This is a genomic window from Streptomyces sp. W1SF4 (genome assembly GCF_003950035.1).
Classification (GTDB): domain Bacteria; phylum Actinomycetota; class Actinomycetes; order Streptomycetales; family Streptomycetaceae; genus Streptomyces; species Streptomyces racemochromogenes.
Genome location: NZ_CP034350.1, coordinates 731,227 through 749,820 on the forward strand (window position 1 = coordinate 731,227; position 18,594 = coordinate 749,820).

20 protein-coding genes are annotated in these 18,594 nt (G+C 74.3%); 9 read left to right on the top strand and 11 right to left on the bottom strand.

Annotated features, from left to right (window positions below; translation table 11 throughout):
* Positions 1 to 7: 7 nt before the first annotated feature.
* The 4 genes from D1J60_RS03560 to D1J60_RS03575 form a co-directional block, all read right to left on the bottom strand.
* Positions 8 to 1,732, bottom strand: a complete 1,725-nt coding sequence (locus D1J60_RS03560; protein WP_241253120.1) for a serine/threonine-protein kinase — start codon at positions 1,730 to 1,732, stop codon at positions 8 to 10.
* Between the two features lie 29 nt (positions 1,733 to 1,761).
* Positions 1,762 to 3,009, bottom strand: a complete 1,248-nt coding sequence (locus D1J60_RS03565; RefSeq protein WP_125823845.1) for a sigma-70 family RNA polymerase sigma factor — start codon at positions 3,007 to 3,009, stop codon at positions 1,762 to 1,764.
* Between the two features lie 75 nt (positions 3,010 to 3,084).
* Positions 3,085 to 3,444 carry a YciI family protein gene (locus D1J60_RS03570; RefSeq protein WP_125820095.1) on the bottom strand — a complete coding sequence of 120 codons (360 nt, stop codon included), beginning with the start codon at positions 3,442 to 3,444 and terminating at the stop codon, positions 3,085 to 3,087.
* A 260-nt stretch (positions 3,445 to 3,704) separates the two neighbouring features.
* Complete coding sequence (locus tag D1J60_RS03575; protein WP_125820096.1) at positions 3,705 to 3,974, bottom strand: hypothetical protein; 270 nt, start codon at positions 3,972 to 3,974, stop codon at positions 3,705 to 3,707.
* A gap of 101 nt (positions 3,975 to 4,075) precedes the next feature.
* Between D1J60_RS03575 and D1J60_RS03580 the strand changes: the two genes are divergently transcribed.
* The 3 genes from D1J60_RS03580 (at position 4,076) to D1J60_RS03590 (ending at position 6,006) form a co-directional block, all read left to right on the top strand.
* Complete coding sequence (locus D1J60_RS03580) at positions 4,076 to 4,420, top strand: thioredoxin domain-containing protein (protein WP_125820097.1); 345 nt, start codon at positions 4,076 to 4,078, stop codon at positions 4,418 to 4,420.
* A 171-nt stretch (positions 4,421 to 4,591) separates the two neighbouring features.
* Positions 4,592 to 5,779: a cytochrome P450 gene (locus tag D1J60_RS03585; RefSeq protein ID WP_125820098.1), complete on the top strand. Its 1,188-nt coding sequence runs from the start codon at positions 4,592 to 4,594 to the stop codon at positions 5,777 to 5,779.
* A gap of 5 nt (positions 5,780 to 5,784) precedes the next feature.
* Positions 5,785 to 6,006, top strand: coding sequence for a ferredoxin (locus D1J60_RS03590; protein ID WP_125820099.1), 222 nt, complete (start codon positions 5,785 to 5,787; stop codon positions 6,004 to 6,006).
* Positions 6,007 to 6,086: 80 nt separating this feature from the next.
* On the opposite strand, the gene D1J60_RS03595 is transcribed toward D1J60_RS03590, so the two are convergent.
* Positions 6,087 to 6,290 carry a cold-shock protein gene (locus D1J60_RS03595; protein ID WP_125598495.1) on the bottom strand — a complete coding sequence of 68 codons (204 nt, stop codon included), beginning with the start codon at positions 6,288 to 6,290 and terminating at the stop codon, positions 6,087 to 6,089.
* 114 nt (positions 6,291 to 6,404) lie between these two features.
* Positions 6,405 to 6,788 (bottom strand): HGxxPAAW family protein, encoded by a 384-nt coding sequence (locus tag D1J60_RS03600; RefSeq protein WP_125598492.1) that lies wholly within the window; start codon positions 6,786 to 6,788, stop codon positions 6,405 to 6,407.
* A 90-nt stretch (positions 6,789 to 6,878) separates the two neighbouring features.
* On the opposite strand from D1J60_RS03600, the gene D1J60_RS03605 reads away from it, so the two are divergent.
* Together D1J60_RS03605 and D1J60_RS03610 are read left to right on the top strand one after the other, a co-directional pair.
* On the top strand, positions 6,879 to 7,376 hold the full coding sequence (locus tag D1J60_RS03605; protein ID WP_125598489.1) for a MarR family transcriptional regulator: 498 nt from the start codon (positions 6,879 to 6,881) through the stop codon (positions 7,374 to 7,376).
* A gap of 298 nt (positions 7,377 to 7,674) precedes the next feature.
* The gene (locus D1J60_RS03610; protein ID WP_241253528.1) at positions 7,675 to 9,048 is read left to right on the top strand and encodes a DEAD/DEAH box helicase; all 1,374 of its coding nucleotides are present in this window, start codon (positions 7,675 to 7,677) and stop codon (positions 9,046 to 9,048) included.
* Positions 9,049 to 9,108: 60 nt separating this feature from the next.
* Here the strand turns inward: D1J60_RS03610 and D1J60_RS03615 are convergent, their stop codons facing one another.
* The 3 genes from D1J60_RS03615 to D1J60_RS03625 all read right to left on the bottom strand — a co-directional run bounded on the left by D1J60_RS03615 (position 9,109) and on the right by D1J60_RS03625 (position 11,539).
* Entirely contained in the window at positions 9,109 to 9,966 is an 858-nt protein-coding gene (locus D1J60_RS03615; protein ID WP_125823846.1) for a class I SAM-dependent methyltransferase, read from the bottom strand.
* Between the two features lie 207 nt (positions 9,967 to 10,173).
* Positions 10,174 to 10,731, bottom strand: a complete 558-nt coding sequence (locus D1J60_RS03620) for a hypothetical protein (protein WP_125820101.1) — start codon at positions 10,729 to 10,731, stop codon at positions 10,174 to 10,176.
* A gap of 55 nt (positions 10,732 to 10,786) precedes the next feature.
* The gene (locus tag D1J60_RS03625) at positions 10,787 to 11,539 is read right to left on the bottom strand and encodes an SDR family oxidoreductase (RefSeq protein WP_125820102.1); all 753 of its coding nucleotides are present in this window, start codon (positions 11,537 to 11,539) and stop codon (positions 10,787 to 10,789) included.
* 194 nt (positions 11,540 to 11,733) lie between these two features.
* Between D1J60_RS03625 and D1J60_RS03630 the strand changes: the two genes are divergently transcribed.
* The 3 genes from D1J60_RS03630 to D1J60_RS03640 are packed head-to-tail and all read left to right on the top strand — an operon-like array spanning position 11,734 to position 16,252.
* Positions 11,734 to 12,561, top strand: a complete 828-nt coding sequence (locus D1J60_RS03630) for an FAD binding domain-containing protein (protein WP_125820103.1) — start codon at positions 11,734 to 11,736, stop codon at positions 12,559 to 12,561.
* Entirely contained in the window at positions 12,558 to 15,284 is a 2,727-nt protein-coding gene (locus tag D1J60_RS03635; protein WP_125820104.1) for a molybdopterin cofactor-binding domain-containing protein, read from the top strand. Before D1J60_RS03630 ends, D1J60_RS03635 begins: the two co-directional genes overlap by 4 nt.
* Entirely contained in the window at positions 15,281 to 16,252 is a 972-nt protein-coding gene (locus tag D1J60_RS03640) for an antibiotic biosynthesis monooxygenase (protein ID WP_125820105.1), read from the top strand. Before D1J60_RS03635 ends, D1J60_RS03640 begins: the two co-directional genes overlap by 4 nt.
* On the opposite strand, the gene D1J60_RS03645 is transcribed toward D1J60_RS03640, so the two are convergent.
* Together D1J60_RS03645 and D1J60_RS03650 are read right to left on the bottom strand one after the other, a co-directional pair.
* On the bottom strand, positions 16,241 to 16,747 hold the full coding sequence (locus D1J60_RS03645) for an SRPBCC family protein (protein ID WP_241253121.1): 507 nt from the start codon (positions 16,745 to 16,747) through the stop codon (positions 16,241 to 16,243). The genes D1J60_RS03640 and D1J60_RS03645 overlap by 12 nt on opposite strands.
* A gap of 67 nt (positions 16,748 to 16,814) precedes the next feature.
* Positions 16,815 to 17,822, bottom strand: coding sequence for an NUDIX domain-containing protein (locus D1J60_RS03650; protein ID WP_241253122.1), 1,008 nt, complete (start codon positions 17,820 to 17,822; stop codon positions 16,815 to 16,817).
* Positions 17,823 to 18,076: 254 nt separating this feature from the next.
* Between D1J60_RS03650 and D1J60_RS37660 the strand changes: the two genes are divergently transcribed.
* Positions 18,077 to 18,565 (top strand): hypothetical protein, encoded by a 489-nt coding sequence (locus D1J60_RS37660; RefSeq protein ID WP_206436474.1) that lies wholly within the window; start codon positions 18,077 to 18,079, stop codon positions 18,563 to 18,565.
* Positions 18,566 to 18,594 lie beyond the last annotated feature (29 nt).

Sequence of the window (18,594 nt, forward strand, 5' to 3'; positions counted from 1 at the left end):
GCCCTCGTCAGGTGATCTTCCAGAGGGTCAGCGTGGTGACGTAGTCGGGCATGTCCGGGGAGAGGCCGCCTCCCGAGTGGGGCTGGACGTCGGTGATCCGCAGCATCGCCAGGTTGCGTTCGCTGGTGACGGTGCACAGGACCGTGCCCTTGGCGAGCGTCCCGCCCGTCTTCAGCTCCTTCGCGGGGAGCGCGACCGGCAGGGTGTCGGTGTCGACCCCGGCCCTGCACGCCTCGGGAGTGGTGCCGCCGCTCCTGCCCATGGGGGTGAGGAAGCGCAGGTCCGCGTCTCCCCAGGCCTGGTAGGTGAGTTCCATGCCGGCGACCTGGCCGATCTTGCCGCCGGGGAACAGTTTCGGTGCGTCCAGGTCGACGTGCGTGCCCGTGCTGGAGGCGGGTCCGCGCAGGGTGAAGGGCTTGTCCTCGAAGAGGAGGGTGTACGTGGGCTGCTTGGACGTGGCGGTGGCCGTGGCGGTGGCCGTGGACTGAGGGGCGGCCGGGGCTGCGGCGGCCGTCCGCCCGCCGCCCGACGGGGAGCCGCCGGTGGCGGCCGTACCACCATCGGGGCGTACGAGCGCCCAGGTCACCAGCGCGGTGAGGGCCACGGCGAGGACTCCCCCGCCGGCCAGCAGCGCGGGACGGACGGACCGTGCGGGTGGCGCCGGGGGCGGTGCGGTGGGCAGCGGCGGGTGGGCGGGGCCGGGAGGCGGCGTGGAAGGCCTCGGCGGGGCCGTCACCGTGGGCTGCGCGGACCGGTAGGCACCGGCGTCGGGTTCCGTGGGGGTGGCGCCCGGGACCTGGGCGGGCTCCGGGGGGTGTGCGGCGTCCGCCTCCCGGCGGGCGATCCGGTCCATGAGCGGGGCCGGCAGCCAGCCGTCGAACGCGCGCAGCGGCCTGCCCGCCGCCCGTTCGCACAGCTCCGCCAGTTCGGCGGTGGTGATGCGCTGCGCCGGGTCGGCGGTCAGGGTGCGTTCCAGCAGGCTCCGCAGCGGCTCCGGATAGCCGCTCAGATCGGGAGCCGCCCGCTCGGTGTTGGCGATCCGCACGGCGAGGGTGGTGGCGCCGCCCTCGCCGTAGGGGTGTCGCCCGGTCGCCGCGACGGCCGCGATCAGGCCGAGCGAGAACACGTCGGCGGCCGCGGTGACGGGCTCGCCCAGGGCCTGTTCGGGCGACATGTACTGCGGGGTGCCGACCACACCGCCGCTGCGGGTCAGCTGGGTGGTGTCGGCCGCCCGCGCGATGCCGAAGTCGATGACGTACGGACCGGTCGAGCCGAGCAGGATGTTGGCGGGCTTGAGGTCGCGGTGGACGACCTCCGCCGCGTGGATGGCGCCCAGGGCCCGGGCGGTGCAGCCGACCAACTGGTGGACGGCGGCCGGGGGGAGCGGCCCGTGCTCGGTGAGCGCGTCGGCGAGCGAGAGCCCGGGCACGAACTCCGAGGCGATCCAGGGGAGCGGCCCGGTCGTGTCGTGGTCGACGACCGGCACCAGGTGGTAGCCCTGCACCCGGCGGGCCGCGCGGACCTCCTGCTCGAAGCGGCGCCGGAAGTCCGGATCCTCTCCGTACTCGCGGCGGATCACCTTGAAGGCCACGGGCTGGCCGCCGCGCGTGTGCGAGAGGTACACGGTTCCCATGCCTCCCTCGCCGATCCGGGCCAGCAGCCGGTAGCCGGCCGTCTCCCGCGGGTCGAGGGGGCCGAGCGGGGTGAGTATGTCGTCGTTGCCGTTGATCACCGCGCCAGCCTAAGCCTTGTGATGGGTCGTCAATCGCCTTGAGCAGGACTTTCCTTGCCGAGGGCGGCGGCGCGGGCCAGCAGCAGGTCCCGTTCGCGGGCGTTGCGGGTGAGGGCGGCCGCCCTCTCGAACTCGGCGCGGGCCTCAGGGCCGCGCCCGAGCCGCTCCAGCAGGTCCCCGCGCACGCTCGGCAGCAGGTGGTAGGAGCGCAGTGCGGGCTCCCGGGCGAGGGCGTCCACGAGGGGCAGGGCCGCGGCGGGGCCTTCGGCCATGGAGACGGCGACCGCCCGGTTCAGCTCGACCACCGGGGAGGGCAGCAGTTCCGCGAGGCGTGCGTAGAGGGCGGCGATGGTCCGCCAGTCGGTGTCCTCGTAGCGCACGGCGGCCGCGTGGCAGCCGGCGATGGCGGCCTGGAGGGCGTAGGGGCCGCTGCCGGCCCGGTGCAGGGACGCGACGCCGCGCCGGATGAGCAGCCTGTTCCACCGGGCCCGGTTCTGGTCGGCGAGCAGGACGGGCTCGCCGTCGGGGCCGGTGCGGGCGGCCGTGCGGGAGGCCTGGAACTCCAGGAGGGCCGCGAGGCCGTGGACCTCGGGCTCGTCGGGCATCAGGGCGGCCAGGACGCGGGCCAGGCGCAGGCCGTCCTCGCAGAGGGCGGGGCGCAGCAGGTCGTCGCCGGCGGTGGCCGAGTAGCCCTCGTTGAAGACGAGGTAGACGACTTCCAGCACGGAGGCCAGGCGCTGTGCGCGGTCGGCTCCGCGGGGGACCTCGAAGGGCACCCCGGCCCTGGCGAGGGTCCGCTTGGCCCGGACGACGCGCTGGGCGACGGTGGGTTCGGAGGTGAGGAAGGCGCGGGCGATCTCCTGGGTGGTGAGTCCGGCCACCAGGCGCAGGGTGAGGGCGGTGCGCGCGTCGGTGCCGAGCACCGGATGGCAGGCGGTGAAGACCAGGCGCAGCAGGTCGTCGTCGATGTCGTCGGGTTCGGCGGGTTCGGGCGGCGGTGGTACGTCCTCCAGGGCCCGGCCGACCTCGGCGAGCTTGCGCGCGTAGGTCTCCCTGCGGCGGACGAGGTCGACTGCCCGGTGCTTGGCCGTGGCCATGAGCCAGGCGGCGGGCCGGTCGGGGATCCCGTCGCGCGGCCACTGTTCGAGGGCGGCGACCAGGGCGTCCTGTGCGATCTCCTCGGCGATCCCGACGTCGCGCACGATGCGGGTGACGCCGGCGATGATCCGCGCGGACTCGATCCTGAACACCGTTTCGACCGCCCGGGCCGCGCTCACCGCCGTCACGGCCACCCATCAGAGCAGCCGTGGCGGGGCGTGGCAAACGCGGCGCCCGGGCGGGCCGCTACCGGGTCACATCTCCTGTACCTGGCGGACCTCGGCGCCGACGGTCCATTGCGCCGGGTGGGTCTCCAGGAACCGCTTGGTCCATTCCAGTGCCTCGGCCTTGTCCTTGCACTGGAGGAAGGCGTATCCGCCGACGACTTCCTTGGTCTCGGTGAAGGGGCCGTCGGTGAAGCTGGTCTTCCCGCCCGACCAGGTGACCCGGGTGCCTTCGGAGGTGGGGAGGAGACCGGCGGTGTCGAGCATGACGCCGGCCTTGGTGATCTCCTCCATCAGGGCGCCCATGCGCTCCTCGAAGTCGGCGGGGAAGGGGGTTTCGGGGGTGAGTTCCCGCTCGTCGATGCGGATCAGCGTCAGGAAGCGCGGCATGGTGACTCCTCGGTCGTGAGGGCGGGGGCCCTTCCCCCGCCTCTCACCCGTGCGTCGAACGGGGGACGCCCGGATCGACAGCCCTCGGGAGAATTCTTCGGAGATCGCGCGGAACCGGCCACCGGGAGCCTCGCCGGTGCATCCGATCGGGCGTCGGCGCACCGGCCGGCGCATCCGATCGGGCCCCGGTGGCCGAAGAGGGGGCAGAGCCCCCGGGCACACGTCGGCGGTCCGGGGGCTCGCCGGCGTCCGTTCGGGCGCTACCTGCCGTCCCCGGCCCAGTCCCAGCGGCCGGGGTCCGAGGTCCGGCGGCGGTAGTGGGCGCGGCCGCCCGCCCCGTAGCGGCCTATCTCGGTCGGCAGCCGCGCCTCCTGCGCGAGCCGGTCGGCGCTCCAGCCGGTGACGTCGAGGAGGAGCCCGTCGAGGGGGCCGCCCACGAGTTCGCCGTAGGCACGGCCGGGGCGGGGGCCCGGGTCGGGGTCTTCGTGGTCGGCGCCGTAGACGCGGCGGCGCGGCATCCTGTGGTCCATGGGCAAAGCTTCACAGCCGCCACTGACAGCGGGTCCGGGCGGCTCACCGGGCACCGCATAGGCTGGCGGCCACGCCGTACGCGAACCGAGGAGCACCGCCCATGGCCAGTCGGGTACACCGGCCGCTGGAGGACCAGGAATTCGACTTCATCGCCGGGATGGCGCCGGGGCCGGTGCTGGCGTACTTCACCGGCACCTGGCCCAAGGCCCTGGAGGCCTGCCGGGAGCTGGACTCCCTCGTGGCGGAGGTGGCCCGGGGCCCGGAGTACGGCGGTCGGTTCACCGCCGTGCGCGCCGACATCACCCGCTGTCCCGCGACGGTGCGGCGCTACGGGGTGGCGGGTGCCCCGACGGTGGTGCTGGTGCGGTCCGGCGAGGCGGTGGCGACGCACGCGGGGCCGATGGGGCGGGCGGAGCTGCGGGCCTTCCTGGACGCGCACCTGTAGGCCGTGTCGTGCCCGTAGGCCGTGTCGTGCCCGCCGGGCCGGGCCGGTTCCGCGCGGCCCGGCGGGTGAACCCGGGCAGGCTGGCCGGAAGTGGCATAGGTGGGATAGGTGCCTCAGGCATGTAATGGAGTCCGGCGAGACGGAACCATCGCGTGCGAGGTGTTGCTTTCCATGTCCGAAGCCGTTGCCTTCCCCCAGGACCGAACCTGTCCCTACCACCCTCCGGCCGCCTACCAGCCATTGCGGGAGGGCCGGCCGCTCTCCCGGGTCACCCTCTTCGACGGCCGCTCCGTGTGGGTGGTCACCGGCCACGCCGAGGCGCGGGCCCTGCTCTCGGACGGCCGGCTGTCGACCGACCGCACCAACGACGCCTTCCCCACCCCCACCGCCCGGTTCAAGGGGCTGCGGAACCGCCGGACGGCCCTCCTCGGGGTGGACGACCCCGAGCACAACGCCCAGCGGCGGATTCTGATCCCGAGCTTCTCGGTCAAGCGGACGGCCGCCCTGCGCCCCCGGATCCAGGAGACCGTGGACCGGCTGATCGACGCGATGGAGGCCCGGGGTCCGGGGGCCGAGCTGGTGGGCGACTTCGCGCTGCCGGTGCCGTCCATGGTGATCTGCGCCCTGCTCGGGGTCCCGTACGAGGACCACGACTTCTTCGAGGAGCAGTCGCGGCGGCTGCTGCGCGGCCCCTCGGCCGCCGACGTGGAGGACGCCCGGGAACGGCTGGAGGCCTATCTGGAGGCCCTGATCCGGCGCAAGAGCACCGAACCGGGCGACGGGCTGCTGGACGAGCTGGTCGCGACCCGGCTGGCGGCCGGCGAGACCGACGTGGAGGAGCTCGTGTCGCTGGCCGCGATCCTGCTGATCGCGGGGCACGAGACCACGGCGAACATGATCTCGCTGGGCACCTTCACCCTGCTGCGGCACCCGGAGCAGCTGGCGGAGCTGCGGTCCGACCCCTCGCTGATGCCGGAGGCGGTGGAGGAGCTGATGCGCTACCTGTCCATCGCGGACGGGATGCTGCGGGTGGCCACGCGGGAGATCGAGGTGGGCGGGGTGACCATCCGGCCCGACGACGGGGTGGTGTTCTCCACCTCGGTCATCAACCGTGACGAGGCGGTGTTCGCCGACCCCGACGCCCTCGACTGGCACCGGCCGGCCCGCCACCACCTGGCGTTCGGTTTCGGCATCCACCAGTGCCTGGGCCAGAACCTGGCGCGCGCCGAGATGGAGATCGCCCTCGGGACTCTGTTCGAGCGGCTGCCGGGCCTGCGCCTGGCAGCGGACCCGGACCGGATCCCGTTCAAGCCCGGCGACACCATCCAGGGCATGCTCGAACTGCCCGTGACGTGGTGAACGGCGTGCGGATCTCGGTGGACCGGGACGTGTGCATCGGCGCCGGCCAGTGCGTGATGACGGCGCCGGGGGTGTTCACCCAGGACGACGACGGTTTCGGCGAGGTGCTCGGGGGCCGCGAGGACGGCCACGGCAGCCCGCTGGTCCGGGAGGCCGCGCGCGCCTGCCCGGTGTCGGCGATCACCGTGCGGGAAGCCGGGGAGGCCGCCCAGGCCCCGGCGGACTGAGCGGGGGCCCGCGGCGCACGGGAGCCCCCGCCGGACGACCGGCGGGGGCTCCGGCGACGGGCACCTCGAGGCGGCCGGCGCTACTGGCGGACGACGTTCTCCGCCTGCGGGCCCTTCGGCCCCTGGGTGACGTCGTACGAGACCTGGTCGTTCTCCTCCAGGGACTTGAAGCCCGTCCCCTGGATGGCGGAGAAGTGCACGAACACGTCGGGGCCGCCGTCGTCCTGCGAGATGAAGCCGAACCCCTTCTCCGAGTTGAACCACTTCACGGTGCCAGTTGCCATCGGTACTGATCCTTCTCAACGTTCCGCTCGGGCCGCACGCTCGCGGCCGTCTCGATACTTCCCACCCGCCCCGCGCGCCACACGCCGATGCGGCCAACCGGGGCGGCGGCCCGGTCAGGCACCGCCGTCCCCGGCGGGCAGCGGGGCGGCGGAAGGACCGCCGACGGCGGGACGGGCCGCGGACGCGGCCGCCGCGCGGCGCGGGCCGCCCGCCCGGCAGCCCAGGCAGTCGGCGTGTCCCGTCCGGGCCGCGGTGTCCCGGACGCGCCAGTCCCACTGCTCGCGCGGGCGGGGGCCGCTGGGCTTGCCCCAGCCGGCCAGGTGCAGCAGCCAGGTGACGAGTCCGGCGGCCGCGACCAGGCCGAGGCCCAGCCAGATGCCCGGGGTCCAGGCCGCGCACAGCGCGGCCCCCGCTCCGGCGGAGCCCAGCAGGGCCAAGGCGGTCCCGGTCCAGCCGGCCACCGTGTGGCCGAGGTCGACGTCGCCGTGGGCGCTCATGATTCCCCTTCGTCGGGCAGGCGGCAGTACGCTCGGAGCAGGATCATTTATCTCACGAGCTAAGTAACTTAGATACTAAGGAGAGTGTCGGTGCACGGCAAGCCCCGCCCCCCGGCCACGGCCGGGGAGGCGATCGCGCGCATGGACCAGTACGTGGCCCTCGGCCTCGTGGGCCAGCAGGAGGTGGCCCAGCTCCTCGGGATCAACGTCACCGACCTGACCTGCCTCGCCCACATCCTCGCCGCCTGCGACAAGCCCCTCTCGGCCGGCGACCTCGCCGGGCTGGTGAACCTCACCACCGGCGCCGTCACCGGCGTGCTCAACCGGCTGGAGAAGGCCGGGTACGCCCGCCGGCAGCCCGATCCCGCCGACCGCCGGCGGGTACGGGTGGTGGCCGACCCCGAGGCCGCCGCCCGGGTCATCGCCACCTACCAGCCCTTCTACGACCGGCTCGGCGCCGTGTTCGCCGAGTACACCCCCGACGAGATCGCCGTGATCGCCGACTGGTTCGGCCGGGCGACGGTCGAGATGCGGGCCCACCTCGCCCGGGTCCGCTCCGGTGAGCTCGACCCCAGGCCCGGCCGGTGACCGGCTGGTAAAATGGCCGGGAAACTTGAGGCGCGGGGCGCCGTCGCCCGGTGCGGACGCGTACGACGAGCCGGGGACCGTACCGAGGGGTGCGGTCCCCGGCTCGTCGCCGTTCCCCCCACGGCCCCCGCCGCCTCACTCACCTCACGGAAGGTCCTGCATGAAGAACCCGTCAGCTCACGGGCGTTTCGGCATCAAGGCCGGGGCGAAGGCGGGCTCCAAGCCGGGAGCCAAGGGCGCCAGGGGAGCCGGGGCCGGCAAGACCCCCCGCACCCTCGGTCCGCAGGGCGAGTTCGCCATGCCCCGGACCACCACCCCGGCCCTGCCCCCGGTGGCCTCGTTCGACGAACTCGGCCTGCCCGCTGAGCTGGTGAGGACCCTGGCCGAGCAGGAGGTGCGGGAGCCCTTCCCGATCCAGGCGGCCACCCTGCCCAACTCCCTCGCGGGACGCGACGTCCTCGGCCGCGGCCGCACCGGCTCCGGCAAGACCCTCGCCTTCGGCCTGGCCCTGCTGGCCCGCACGGCGGGGCACAAGGCCGACCCCAAGCGGCCGCTCGCCCTGGTCCTCGTACCGACGCGCGAGCTGGCACAGCAGGTGACCGAGGCGCTGGCCCCGTACGCCGAGGCGCTGAAGCTGCGCATGGCCACCGTCGTGGGCGGGCTCTCCATCGGCCGCCAGACCGGCGCGCTGCGCACCGGCGCCGAGGTCGTGGTCGCCACGCCCGGCCGCCTCAGCGACCTGGTCGGACGGCGTGACGTGCACCTGGAGCGGGTGCGGATCACGGTGCTGGACGAGGCCGACCAGATGTGCGACATGGGCTTCATGCCGCAGGTGACGGAGATCCTGGACCAGGTGCACCACGCCGGGCAGCGGATGCTGTTCTCGGCCACCCTCGACCGCAACGTCGACCAGCTGGTGCGCCGGTACCTGAAGGACCCGGTCTCGCACTCCGTGGACCCGCAGTCGGCGTCGGTCGGCACGATGGACCACCACGTGCTGCACATCCACGCGGCGGACAAGGTGTCGGCGGCGACCGAGATCGCGGCCCGCGAGGGCCGGGTGATCCTGTTCCTGGACACCAAGCACGGCGTGGACCAGTTCGTGAAGCACCTGCGGGCCATGGGCGTACGGGCGGAGGGGCTGCACAGCGGCAAGTCCCAGCCGCAGCGCACCAAGACCCTCGGCCAGTTCAAGGACGGCCTGCTCACGGTCCTGGTCGCGACCAACGTCGCCGCCCGCGGCATCCACATCGACGACCTCGACCTGGTGGTCAACGTGGACCCGCCGGCCGACAGCAAGGACTACCTGCACCGGGGCGGCCGCACCGCCCGGGCCGGCGAGTCCGGCAAGGTGGTCACCCTGGTCACCCCGGGCCAGCGGCGCGACATGGTGCGCCTGATGGCCGACGCCAAGATCCGGCCCACCATCACCCAGGTGCGCTCCGGGGAGGCGGCGCTGAGCCGGATCACCGGCGCGAGGAAGCCCTCCGGGGTCCCGCTGTCCGGGGCCCTGCCGACCGACGCGAAGGGCCGCCCGAGCGGCACGGAGCTCGGCTTCCGGGGCATCGGCACCCGGCCGGGCCGGACGGGGGGCAAGGAGTCCCGCAAGACCATCGAGGCACGCCAGGCCGCCGAGGCCCGCCGCGCGGCCCGGGTCCGCAAGGGCCTCTGAGGCCCCGGTACGGATGTCCGGCGAGGTTCCCGCCGGACACCGGGCCACGGCCGGCCCGGGTCAGGCCCGGGCGCGCCGCCGCCGGGCCACGATGGCGCGGGTGACCACCGGCGGGAGCAGGTCCTTGGCCAGCCTGCGCCAGCGCACGCCCGGACGGGGCGCGGGCTTGGGGGCGGCGGGGGCGGGGGCGGGCTCGGGGGCCGGCGGGTGCAGCAGCTTCGGCGCGGGCGGCGCCGAGACGCCCTCGTCGCCGATGCGCACCAGCGGCTTGCCGTGGACGACGTCCACGCCGTGCCACAGGTCGGTGCGGCCCTCCAGCCAGGTGCGCAGCGCCTCCTGCCAGGGCTCCGGGTCGCCCCAGGTCGCGTACAGCTTCGAGGCGGACACGGCGATCGGGTGGAGGTCCCCGGTGGCCACGGCGGCCCAGACGGCGGCGGCGACGCCGGGGCAGTGGGCGGAACGGTAGTCGTCGAAGACGACCACGGCGTCGGGGGTGGCGACGATCCGCGAGGAGGCTATGTCCTGGACCACGTGCTCGTGCAGGTGGGAGGCGTCGACGTGGACGAAGCGGCAGCTGGCGGCGCGCACCTTGTCGGCCACGACGGAGGTCGGGGCCTGGATGATCGTCGGCAGCGCCTCGTGGAAGGCCAGGTAGTTCGTCTCGAACCCGCGGCGGGTGAGGGTGGGGTACGAGCCCTGCACCTCCTGGACGTTGGAGTCGTCGGGGGCCGGCGAGTCGAACAGGTCGCAGACCGTGAACGCCTCCCCCTCGCGGAGGTACCCGGCCAGGAAGATCGCGCTCTTGCCCATGAAGGCACCCAGTTCCAGGATGTCACCCGCCACCGGCTCGGCCTCGTTCTGGCGGGTCAGGAACCAGTCGAAGAGGACCTGGTCATACGCCGAGAACCAGCCCTCCACCTCGCCGAACGCCTTGGGCGCGGGAGGCGCGGGCGGTTCGGGCGACCCGGCGTCGGGGGTGCTGACGGGGGCCTGCGAAACGTGCGACACAGAGAGTCATCCTCCAGCGGAACGGCATCGGTCCAACTCTGAATACCCGGCAGGGTACGCAGACCCTAAACCCCCGAACAGGGTTATGGCGAGAACTCGTTGCCGTGATCGTTCCGCTCAGGCGGTGGCGCGCCGGTCCAGCCTGCGGGCCGCGGCGTTGCGTACCCGCCGGGTGCGCCCGGAGGCGGCCAGCAGGGCCAGCGCCTCGTCCGGTGCCGGGGACCGTGCCGCGGTGCCCTGGCACCAGTCGGAGGCTGCGGCCAGTTCGGCCCGCGACCACTCGGCGCCCGCCTCGACGGCCTTCAGCAGGGTCCACTCGCGCAGCCGCCGGTCCGGGAAGGCGTGGCCGTCGAGTACGCGGTGCAGGGCGCGGGCCCAGTCCTGGAACCCGGCGCCGGGCCGCAGCCGTACCGCGCGGCGGTCCAGGTGGGTCACCACCGCGCTCTGCGCCATCACCGGGTCGCGGTCGCGCAGCACCTCGGCCACCACCGCGGCCTCGCCCGCCACGCCGGCCGCCCCGGCGGCGGCGAGCCGGTCGAGGTGGCGGGCGTACCGCCACCGGTCGGTGGCGAGGGCCTGCTCCGGCGGCCGGGCCGCCGCCGTGGCCGTGGCCGCCGGGCCGGCCGCCGGGCCGGCCGACGGCTCGCGGCGTATCTGGTGTCCTGGGCTACCCATGGCCCCTATTCCACACGACCGCCCCGCACGGGCCCGGAGCGGGGGTGGGGTGGCCTCAGTGGGTCAGCTCGGTGCCGGTCTGCTCGAAGTAGAAGGACTTGATGAAGCAGTCGCGGGGCTGCCCGATGGCGAAGAAGACGCAGTCCACCAGGGACTGGGCGGTGAGCGGGTCCTGCGCGGTGCGCGGGGCGTCCTGCCAGGCGGGCGACAGCGGATCGTGGTTGGCGAAGTCCGGGGGGTACAGGGAGATCACGCGGACGCCCCGGCCGCGCAGCCGGCGGGAGAGGCTCTCGGTGAAGCCGGCCTGGGCGCTCTTGGCCGCGTAGAAGGCGTCGTGGGCGTCGGAGCGGTGCTTCCCGGGCTCGCCGCAGCCGGAGACCATGGTCACGATGTCCGGCTTCGCGGACTTCGGCAGCAGCGGGAGGAAGGCCTTGGTCGCCAGCACGGTGCCGGTGGCCCCGGAGGCGAGGGTGTCCACGATGTCCTCGTCTGAGGCGGAGAGCAGGTCCGTGCCGTGCTGGTAGCGGGAGCCGTTGTTGACCAGGACGTCGACGTGGTCCGTGCGGGCGGCGACCGCCCCGGCGAAGGCGCGTACGGAGGCCGGGTCCGTGAGGTCGCAGGCGTGGGCGTGGACCCGGGCGGGGTCGTGGCCCTGGGCGATGATCTCCTCGCGGACCCGCCGGGCGGCTTCCCCGCTGCGGGCGGAGAGGTGGACCTCGGCGCCCCGGGCGGCGAAGCCGAGGGCGAGGGTCCGGCCGAAGTCGCGCCCGGCGGCGGTGATGACGACGCGGTAGTGTTCTAGGGCCATGCCCGTCAGGCCTCCTGGCGGTGTGGTCGATAGACGCGAACCCCGCAGACGATCAAGAAACTCCGGTCGGCGGACCCGTCCGGGGCGGCCGGCCAGGCATGGCGGGGCCGTCCCCGCCGCCCTATGCTGAAAAAGGATCTCCGCGCCCGCGGGCCGCCGCCCCCTTCCGGGGCCGTCGTGAGGGGCCGGTCCCCATGGATCTCAACACCGTCACCGAAGTCGTCCGCCGCCCGTGCGTCCAGCCGGGCCGGGAATGGCGCGAAGGCGACGCCTGGCTCGCCGGAGGCACCTGGCTGTACTCCGTCGAGCAGCCCCACCTGCGGCGCCTGATCGACCTGACGGCCCTGCCCTGGGAGCACCTCGTCCCCGACGACGCGGGCCTGGAGATCGGCGCGACCTGCACCGTCCGCGACCTGTACGCGTTCCGGCCGCCGCCCGAGTGGACCGCGGGGGCCCTGATCCCGACGGCCTGCGAGGCCTTCCTGTCCTCCTTCAAGATCTGGAACGCCGCCACCGTCGGCGGCAACATCTGCATGTCCCTCCCGGCCGGCCCGATGATCACGCTCACGGTCGCCCTGGAGGCCCGGTACGAGCTGTGGGCGGCCGACGGGTCGGTGCGCACCGTCGACGCCCTCGACTTCGTGACCGGGAACAACCGCAACGTCCTCGCCCCCGGGGAACTGCTGCGCCGGATCGACGTCCCGGCGCACGCCCTCGGGAAGCGGGCCGCGCACCGCCGCTTCAGCCTGACCCGGCTGGGCCGCTCGACGGTGTTCCTGATCGGTACGCACGCCCCCGGGACGGACAACCTGCTGCTCACCGTGACCGCCGGCACCACCCGGCCCGTGCGGTTCGCCTTCGACCACATGCCGGATGCCCCGACCCTGCGGCAGAGCATCGACGCCGTCCCGGCCGACGTCTGGTTCGCCGACCCCAACGGAACCCCCGACCACCGCATGCACCTGACACGGCACTTCGCCGAAGAGATCCGGCGCGAACTGCTCACCGGGAGCCCGGCATGACGTACCTCGTCAACGGCAGGGAGTTCGGGCAGGAGCCGGCTCCCGGCCAGTGCCTGCGCACCTTCCTCCGCTCCCTCGGCCACTTCGGCGTCAAGAAGGGCTGCGACGCCGGTGACTGCGGGGCCTGCACGGTCTGGCTGGACGGGGTCCCCGTGCACAGCTGCGTCACCCCCGCCTTCCGCGCGGACGGCCGGGCGGTGACCACCATCGAGGGGCTCGGCTCACCGGGCGACCTGCACCCGGTGCAGCGGCGGTTCCGCGACGCCCCGGGCTTCCAGTGCGGCTTCTGCACCGCCGGGATGATCATGACCGCGGCCGCCTTGACCGAGGCCCAGAAGGCCGACCTCCCCCGGGCGCTGAAGGGCAACCTGTGCCGCTGCACCGGCTACCGGGCCGTCGAGGACGCGGTGAAGGGCGTCGCGCACGTGGAGACGGCCGCGCCGGGCCGGGCGGTGGGGACGAGCGTCGGCGCCCCGGCGGCGGAGGACGTGGTGACCGGGCGCGCCGAGTTCACGATGGACACCCGGGTGGAGGGCCTGCTGCACCTCAAGGTGCTGCACTCACCGCACGCCCACGCCCGGATCGTCTCGGTCGACAAGGCCGCCGCGCTCGCGGTCCCCGGCGTGGTCCGCGTCTACTCCTGGGAGGACGTTCCCCGCAGGCGCTTCACCACGGCGATCCACACCGACCACCTCGTCGATCCGGACGACACGTACGTCCTCGACGACACCGTCCGCTTCGTCGGCCAGCGCGTCGTGGCCGTCCTGGCCGAGACCCCCGCGGCGGCGGAGGAGGGCTGCCGCCGGGTGGCCGTGGAGTACGAGGTGCTGCCGGCCGTGTTCGACCCCGAGGAGGCCATGGCCGACGGGGCGCCCCGGCTGCACAGCTCGCAGGACCCCTTCGTCCGCGACAGCGTCCACAACCTGCTGCTGGAGATCCATGCGCACGTCGGCGACGTCGACGCCGGGTTCGCGGCGGCCGACGTCGTCCACGAGGGCACGTACTCCTCCCCGCGCGTGCAGCACGCCCACCTGGAGACCCACGGTTCCCTCGCGTGGGTGGAGGACGGCCGGCTGGTCGTCCGCACCAGCTCCCAGTCCCCCTCCATCGCGAAGGTCAAACTGGAGTACCTGTTCGCGCTGCGCCCCGACCGGGTGCGGGTGTTCTGCGCGCGCGTGGGCGGCGGGTTCGGCGGCAAGCAGGAGGTCATCACGGAGGACCTGGCGGCGCTGGCCGCGCTCGACACCGGACGTCCCGTCTGTTTCGAGTTCACGCGCGAGGAGGAGTTCACGACCGCCTCGCCGCGCCACCCGATGAAGCTGACGGTGCGGCTGGGCGCGAAGGCCGACGGCACGCTGACCGCCTTCCAGGTGCGGAACGTGTCCAACACCGGTGCGTACGGCAACCACGGCGGCGAGACCCTCTACGCGGGCGGCGCCGCCGTCATGACGTACCGCTGCCCCAACAAGAAGTACGACGCCTACTCCGTCTACACCAACACCGTTCCCAGCGGGGCGCTGCGCGGCTACGGGATGACCCAGCCGGCCTTCGCCGTGGAGTCGGCGATGGACGAGCTGGCGCTGGCCCTGCACATGGACCCGCTGGAGCTGCGGCGCCGCAACATCGTGCGGCCCGGCGACCCGCTCGTCGCGCTGCACGACGGCCCCGACGACGTGATGTTCAACGAGGACGGGCTCGGCAAGTGCCTCGACCTGGTGGCCGGCGCCCTGGCCCGTACGGCCGGCGGGCCCGCTCCGGGACCCGGGTGGCTCGTCGGGACGGGGGTGGCGAGTTCGCTGCACGAGACGGCACCCCCGACCGAGCACATCTGCGAGGCCTGGATCACCCTCGGTGAGGACCTGGTGTACGAACTGGCCGTCGGGACGGTGGAGTTCGGGGAGGGGACCTCCACCGCGCACGTCCAGATCGCGGCCGGCCAGCTGGGCACGACGCCGTCGCGGATCCGCCTGGTGCAGTCCGACACCGACCGCACCGGTTTCGACACCGGCGCCTTCGCCAGTGCCGGCCTGTTCGTCGCGGGCAACGCCGTCCTGCGGGCGGCGAACGCGGTGCGCGACCGGATCCTGGAGTTCGCCGCCGCGCACACCGGCGTCCACGTGGTGATGTGCACGATGGAGGACGACCACGTCGTCTGCGGCGACGACCGCGTCCCGCTGGCCGAACTCGTCACCCTGGCCCGCGCGCGCGGCATCCGCTTCACGGCGGCCCGCAAGGCGTACGGCTCGCCGCGCAGCGTCACCTCCAATACGCAGGGGTTCCGCATCGCCGTGCACCCGGTGACCGGTGAGATCCGGATCCTGTACAGCGTGCAGGCGGCCGACGCCGGGGTGCTGATCAACCCCGAGCAGGTCCGGGGCCAGGTCGACGGCGGAGTCACGCAGGGGATCGGATTCGCGCTGACGGAGAACTACATGGTCGACGCGGACGGCGCCATGGCCAACCCGAACCTGCGCAACTACCGCATCCCCGCGTACGCCGACGCCCCGCGCACCGAGGTGCTCTTCGTGGGCTCGGCGGACTCGGTCGGGCCCCTGCACTCGAAGGGCATGGCGGAGTGCTGCATCAATCCGGTGGCGCCTGCCCTGGCGAACGCCCTGCGCGACGCCACCGGGGTGCGCTTCCGTGACCTGCCCCTGACCCCGGAACGGATCTACGGCCGGCTGGGTGAGAGCAGTCCGGCGCCGACGGGTCCGGGACGATGAGCACCGGCGCGCCGGCGGACGCCTCGGCGACGGTGATCATCGGCCGGAAGGTGCTGCCCGGGAAGGAGCGGGAGTACGAGCAGTGGCAGCACCGGGTCAACACGGCCGCGGCGGACTACCCCGGCTACCTCGGCGCCGAGGTCTCCCCGCCGACGGCGCTCCAGCCCGACTGGGTGATCGTCTACCGGTTCGACTCCATCGCCCACCTCCAGGCGTGGATGAACGGGGCGACCCGGCAGCGGCTCCTGGACACCGGCGAGAAGTACTTCGACGGCCCCGCGACCCAGCAGGTCATCAGCGGCGGCTCGCAGCCGACCGACCCGCTGGTGACCGTCGTGGTCACCCACCGCGTCCCTGCGGACCGGGTCGAGGAGTTCCTCGCCTGGCAGCGCCGCATGAGCCACGAGGAGAGCAAGTTCGAGGGCTACCGGGGCACCGAGGTCTTCCGGCCGGTCGAGGGCCTCCAGGAGGACTGGACCACCCTGTACCGCTACGACAACGCCGAGCACCTCGACGCCTGGCTGACCTCGGCGAAGCGACAGGAGGTCCTCGCCGAGGGCCGGAGGTTCGACGACTTCGGGCTGCGCACCATCGACAACTCCTTCGGCAGCTGGTTCGCCTTCGCGGAGAACGGCAGGGAGGCGCCGCCGCCGTCGGAGACGAAGACCGCCGTCGCCGTATGGGTCGGCCTGTACCCGACCGTGGTGCTGCTGACGCTCGCCCTGCACCCGCTGGGGATGCCGCTGTGGCTCGGACTGCTGGTGGGCAACCTCCTGTCGAGCTTCATCATGACCTTCTTCACCATGCCCCGGTACGTGAACCCGCTGCTGCGGCGGTGGCTGCGGCCCCCGGCGAACGAGCCCCCGGCCCGGACCAACCTCCGCGGCGCCGTGACCGTCGTGGCGGTCATGGTGTTCTGGGTGATCGTGTTCTACCTGGTGACGACCCGGTTCTGGTCACTGCCCTGAACGGGGGCCGGGCCCCGGTTCGGGCAGCGGCGCGCCGGTCTCCAGCAGGGTCTTGATGCTGGAGACGAGCATCGGCCAGGCGCCGGAGCACATCCGCTGGAGGGTGCCGCCCGGGGTGAACCCCTCGTGGCGGACGGTGAGCCGGGCGAGGGTGTCCCCCACCGGCTCGATCTCGTACGTCACCCTCGTGCGCGGCTCGCCCGCCAGCTCGGCCCGCAGCTCCTCGGCGATCCCGGCGGAGGCCGCCCACTGGGGGCTGAAGGTGTGCCAGGTGTAGGAGAGCCGGCGGTCCGGGACGCAGTCGAGCACCACCTGCTCGGGATCGTGGGTGCGGGCGCCGCGTTCGACCCAGTCCATCGTGGAGCCCACCGCCCAGTCCGTCTCGAAGGTCAGGCCCCAGTAGCGGCGGGTGTACGCCGGGTCGGTGAGGGCCTGCCAGACGCGGGCGGGGTCGGCCTGGATGTACGCGGTGTAGTCGATCACGCTGTCGGTCATGGCCCCATGCTGCGGGACCGGCAGCCGCGCGTCCGGCATTGGCGGGCACGTGGGGCGGCCCGTGGCCTCACCAGCGCAGCCCCTCCTCGGGGAGCTCCACGGGCGGGGTGCGCGGCGGGGCGGGCAGGCCGAGCTGGACGCGGGCGGCGTGCACGGCGGCGAGCTCGTCCCGCCCGGCCGGGCCCCAGTCGCTGAGCTCCCGCACCTGCTCGGGGGTGGCCAGCAGCCGGGCGTACGCGGGGTCCGCGGCCGGGGACACCGAGGTGAGCCGGGCCGCCGTGCGGGCCAGGGCGCCGCGGTCGGCGTAGCGGTAGCCGAGCGGCAGCGCCGCGGTGACGGGCTCGGCCCGGGGGCCGGGCAGCCGCACGGCGCCGGTGGCGCGGGCCACGTGCAGCAGCACCCGCCCGTCGGGGGCGAAGAGCCAGCCGCGGTGGTCGCGTACGGGCAGGTGGGCGGGGACGGGGCCGGGGTGCCAGGCGCCGTGCTGCGGGGTGCGCCGGCTGCGCAGGACCCCGAGGCGGTCCAGGGCGGTGGGGGTGGTGGGGCGGCCGTCCTCCAGCAGGGCCGGTCCGCAGCCGTTGATCCGGGCGCGGAGGGCGGACAGGGCGCGGCGGGCGTCGCCGGGCTCCATCAGGGCGGGCAGGTCGGCGGGCTCGGCGAAGTCGATGCCGGTGATCTCCTGGGCGGGCAGGCGGACGGACCGGATGCGCTCGGGGGTCCAGGTGCCGCCGTCGTAGACGTGCAGGATCTCGCCGGGGAAGCGCATCTCGGGCGGGATCCCGGGCACGTCCGCGGGGATCCAGTCGACGGCCAGCCCGCGGGGGTAGTGGCCGTCGACGCCGAGCTCCTCGCGCATCTCGCGGGCCGCGGCCGCCGAGGGCGCCTCCCCGGCGTCCACGGCGCCGCCGGGGAGCAGCCGGTCGGGGCGGTAGTCGACGGTCTGGACGAGGACCCGGCCGTCGGGGTCGGTGACGAGGACGGTCGCTCCGGTCCAGAGGGCGGCGCGCGAGGCCCCGTACTCCGCCGGGGTCATCCAGGTGCCCGCCCGTCCGGGGTCGTCGGTCAGCTGCGGCATCGGTACTCCGTTCACCGTGGGTGGACCAGCCGCCTGTGCAACAGCGGGCCGGGCCGCCGGGTTACGGCGGTTCCCCCCGGCGCGGAGCGATCTTCTTTACCAGCCCTATACCTCTTTACGGCCGGATTATGTCGATCTCGCTAGCGTCCGTGCTGCGGACCTGCGGTGTGAAAGCGGCCGGTCCGACCACGTACGCTCACCCGTCCGTGTGAGCGGGCGCGACCGCGGGCGCCCGCTTGCGGCAGGGTGGGCGGATGCCGTCGCGCCGGACCCTGCAGCCGTCCCTGTCCCTGCTGATCGCCGTGCTGGTGGGGGCCACCGGCTGCGTGACCGTCCGGGCGCCGGACCCGGCACCCGGGCCCGCGCCGGACCGGACCGTGTGGGCGCCCCGGCAGCCGGTGGCGGAGGGCCTGCCGCTGGGACCCGCCCCGGATCCGGTGGAGGCGCCCGCGCCGACCGTCGAGGCGGCCGCACCCGCGGCCCCGGCCCCGGCGCCGCCCGCCGGGGCGCCGCACCGGCCCGCGCCGCGGACCGACGACCGCCCGCCGCGCCGCGCCGCCCCCGGCCGGCCCGCCCGGCCGGCGCACCGCACCCCCGCTCCCAGGCCCCGCAAGCGGCAGCCCCCACGCACCGCACCCCGTCCCGCGCCGCCGCAGCGGCAACAGCAGCAGTACGACATGAGCGGGCTGTGCGAGGCCGCCCACGGGGTGGTGGACCCGGCCATCGTGGCCATGTGCCGGTAGCGGCCGGGGTAAATGGGGTGGATGCGCCG

What these genes read in the sequence shown, in the direction of transcription:
- D1J60_RS03570 (WP_125820095.1), bottom strand. Translation starts at nt 3,444, where the DNA reads ATGCCGCGCTTCCTGACGCTGATCCGCATCGACGAGCGGGAACTCACC.
- D1J60_RS03575 (WP_125820096.1), bottom strand. Translation starts at nt 3,974, where the DNA reads ATGGACCACAGGATGCCGCGCCGCCGCGTCTACGGCGCCGACCACGAA.
- D1J60_RS03580 (WP_125820097.1), top strand. Translation starts at nt 4,076, where the DNA reads ATGGCCAGTCGGGTACACCGGCCGCTGGAGGACCAGGAATTCGACTTC.
- D1J60_RS03585 (WP_125820098.1), top strand. Translation starts at nt 4,592, where the DNA reads ATGTCCGAAGCCGTTGCCTTCCCCCAGGACCGAACCTGTCCCTACCAC.
- D1J60_RS03595 (WP_125598495.1), bottom strand. Translation starts at nt 6,290, where the DNA reads ATGGCAACTGGCACCGTGAAGTGGTTCAACTCGGAGAAGGGGTTCGGC.
- D1J60_RS03600 (WP_125598492.1), bottom strand. Translation starts at nt 6,788, where the DNA reads ATGAGCGCCCACGGCGACGTCGACCTCGGCCACACGGTGGCCGGCTGG.
- D1J60_RS03610 (WP_241253528.1), top strand. Translation starts at nt 7,675, where the DNA reads ATGCCCCGGACCACCACCCCGGCCCTGCCCCCGGTGGCCTCGTTCGAC.
- D1J60_RS03620 (WP_125820101.1), bottom strand. Translation starts at nt 10,731, where the DNA reads ATGGGTAGCCCAGGACACCAGATACGCCGCGAGCCGTCGGCCGGCCCG.
- D1J60_RS03625 (WP_125820102.1), bottom strand. Translation starts at nt 11,539, where the DNA reads ATGGCCCTAGAACACTACCGCGTCGTCATCACCGCCGCCGGGCGCGAC.
- D1J60_RS03630 (WP_125820103.1), top strand. Translation starts at nt 11,734, where the DNA reads ATGGATCTCAACACCGTCACCGAAGTCGTCCGCCGCCCGTGCGTCCAG.
- D1J60_RS03635 (WP_125820104.1), top strand. Translation starts at nt 12,558, where the DNA reads ATGACGTACCTCGTCAACGGCAGGGAGTTCGGGCAGGAGCCGGCTCCC.
- D1J60_RS03640 (WP_125820105.1), top strand. Translation starts at nt 15,281, where the DNA reads ATGAGCACCGGCGCGCCGGCGGACGCCTCGGCGACGGTGATCATCGGC.
- D1J60_RS03645 (WP_241253121.1), bottom strand. Translation starts at nt 16,747, where the DNA reads ATGACCGACAGCGTGATCGACTACACCGCGTACATCCAGGCCGACCCC.
- D1J60_RS03650 (WP_241253122.1), bottom strand. Translation starts at nt 17,822, where the DNA reads ATGCCGCAGCTGACCGACGACCCCGGACGGGCGGGCACCTGGATGACC.
- D1J60_RS37660 (WP_206436474.1), top strand. Translation starts at nt 18,077, where the DNA reads ATGCCGTCGCGCCGGACCCTGCAGCCGTCCCTGTCCCTGCTGATCGCC.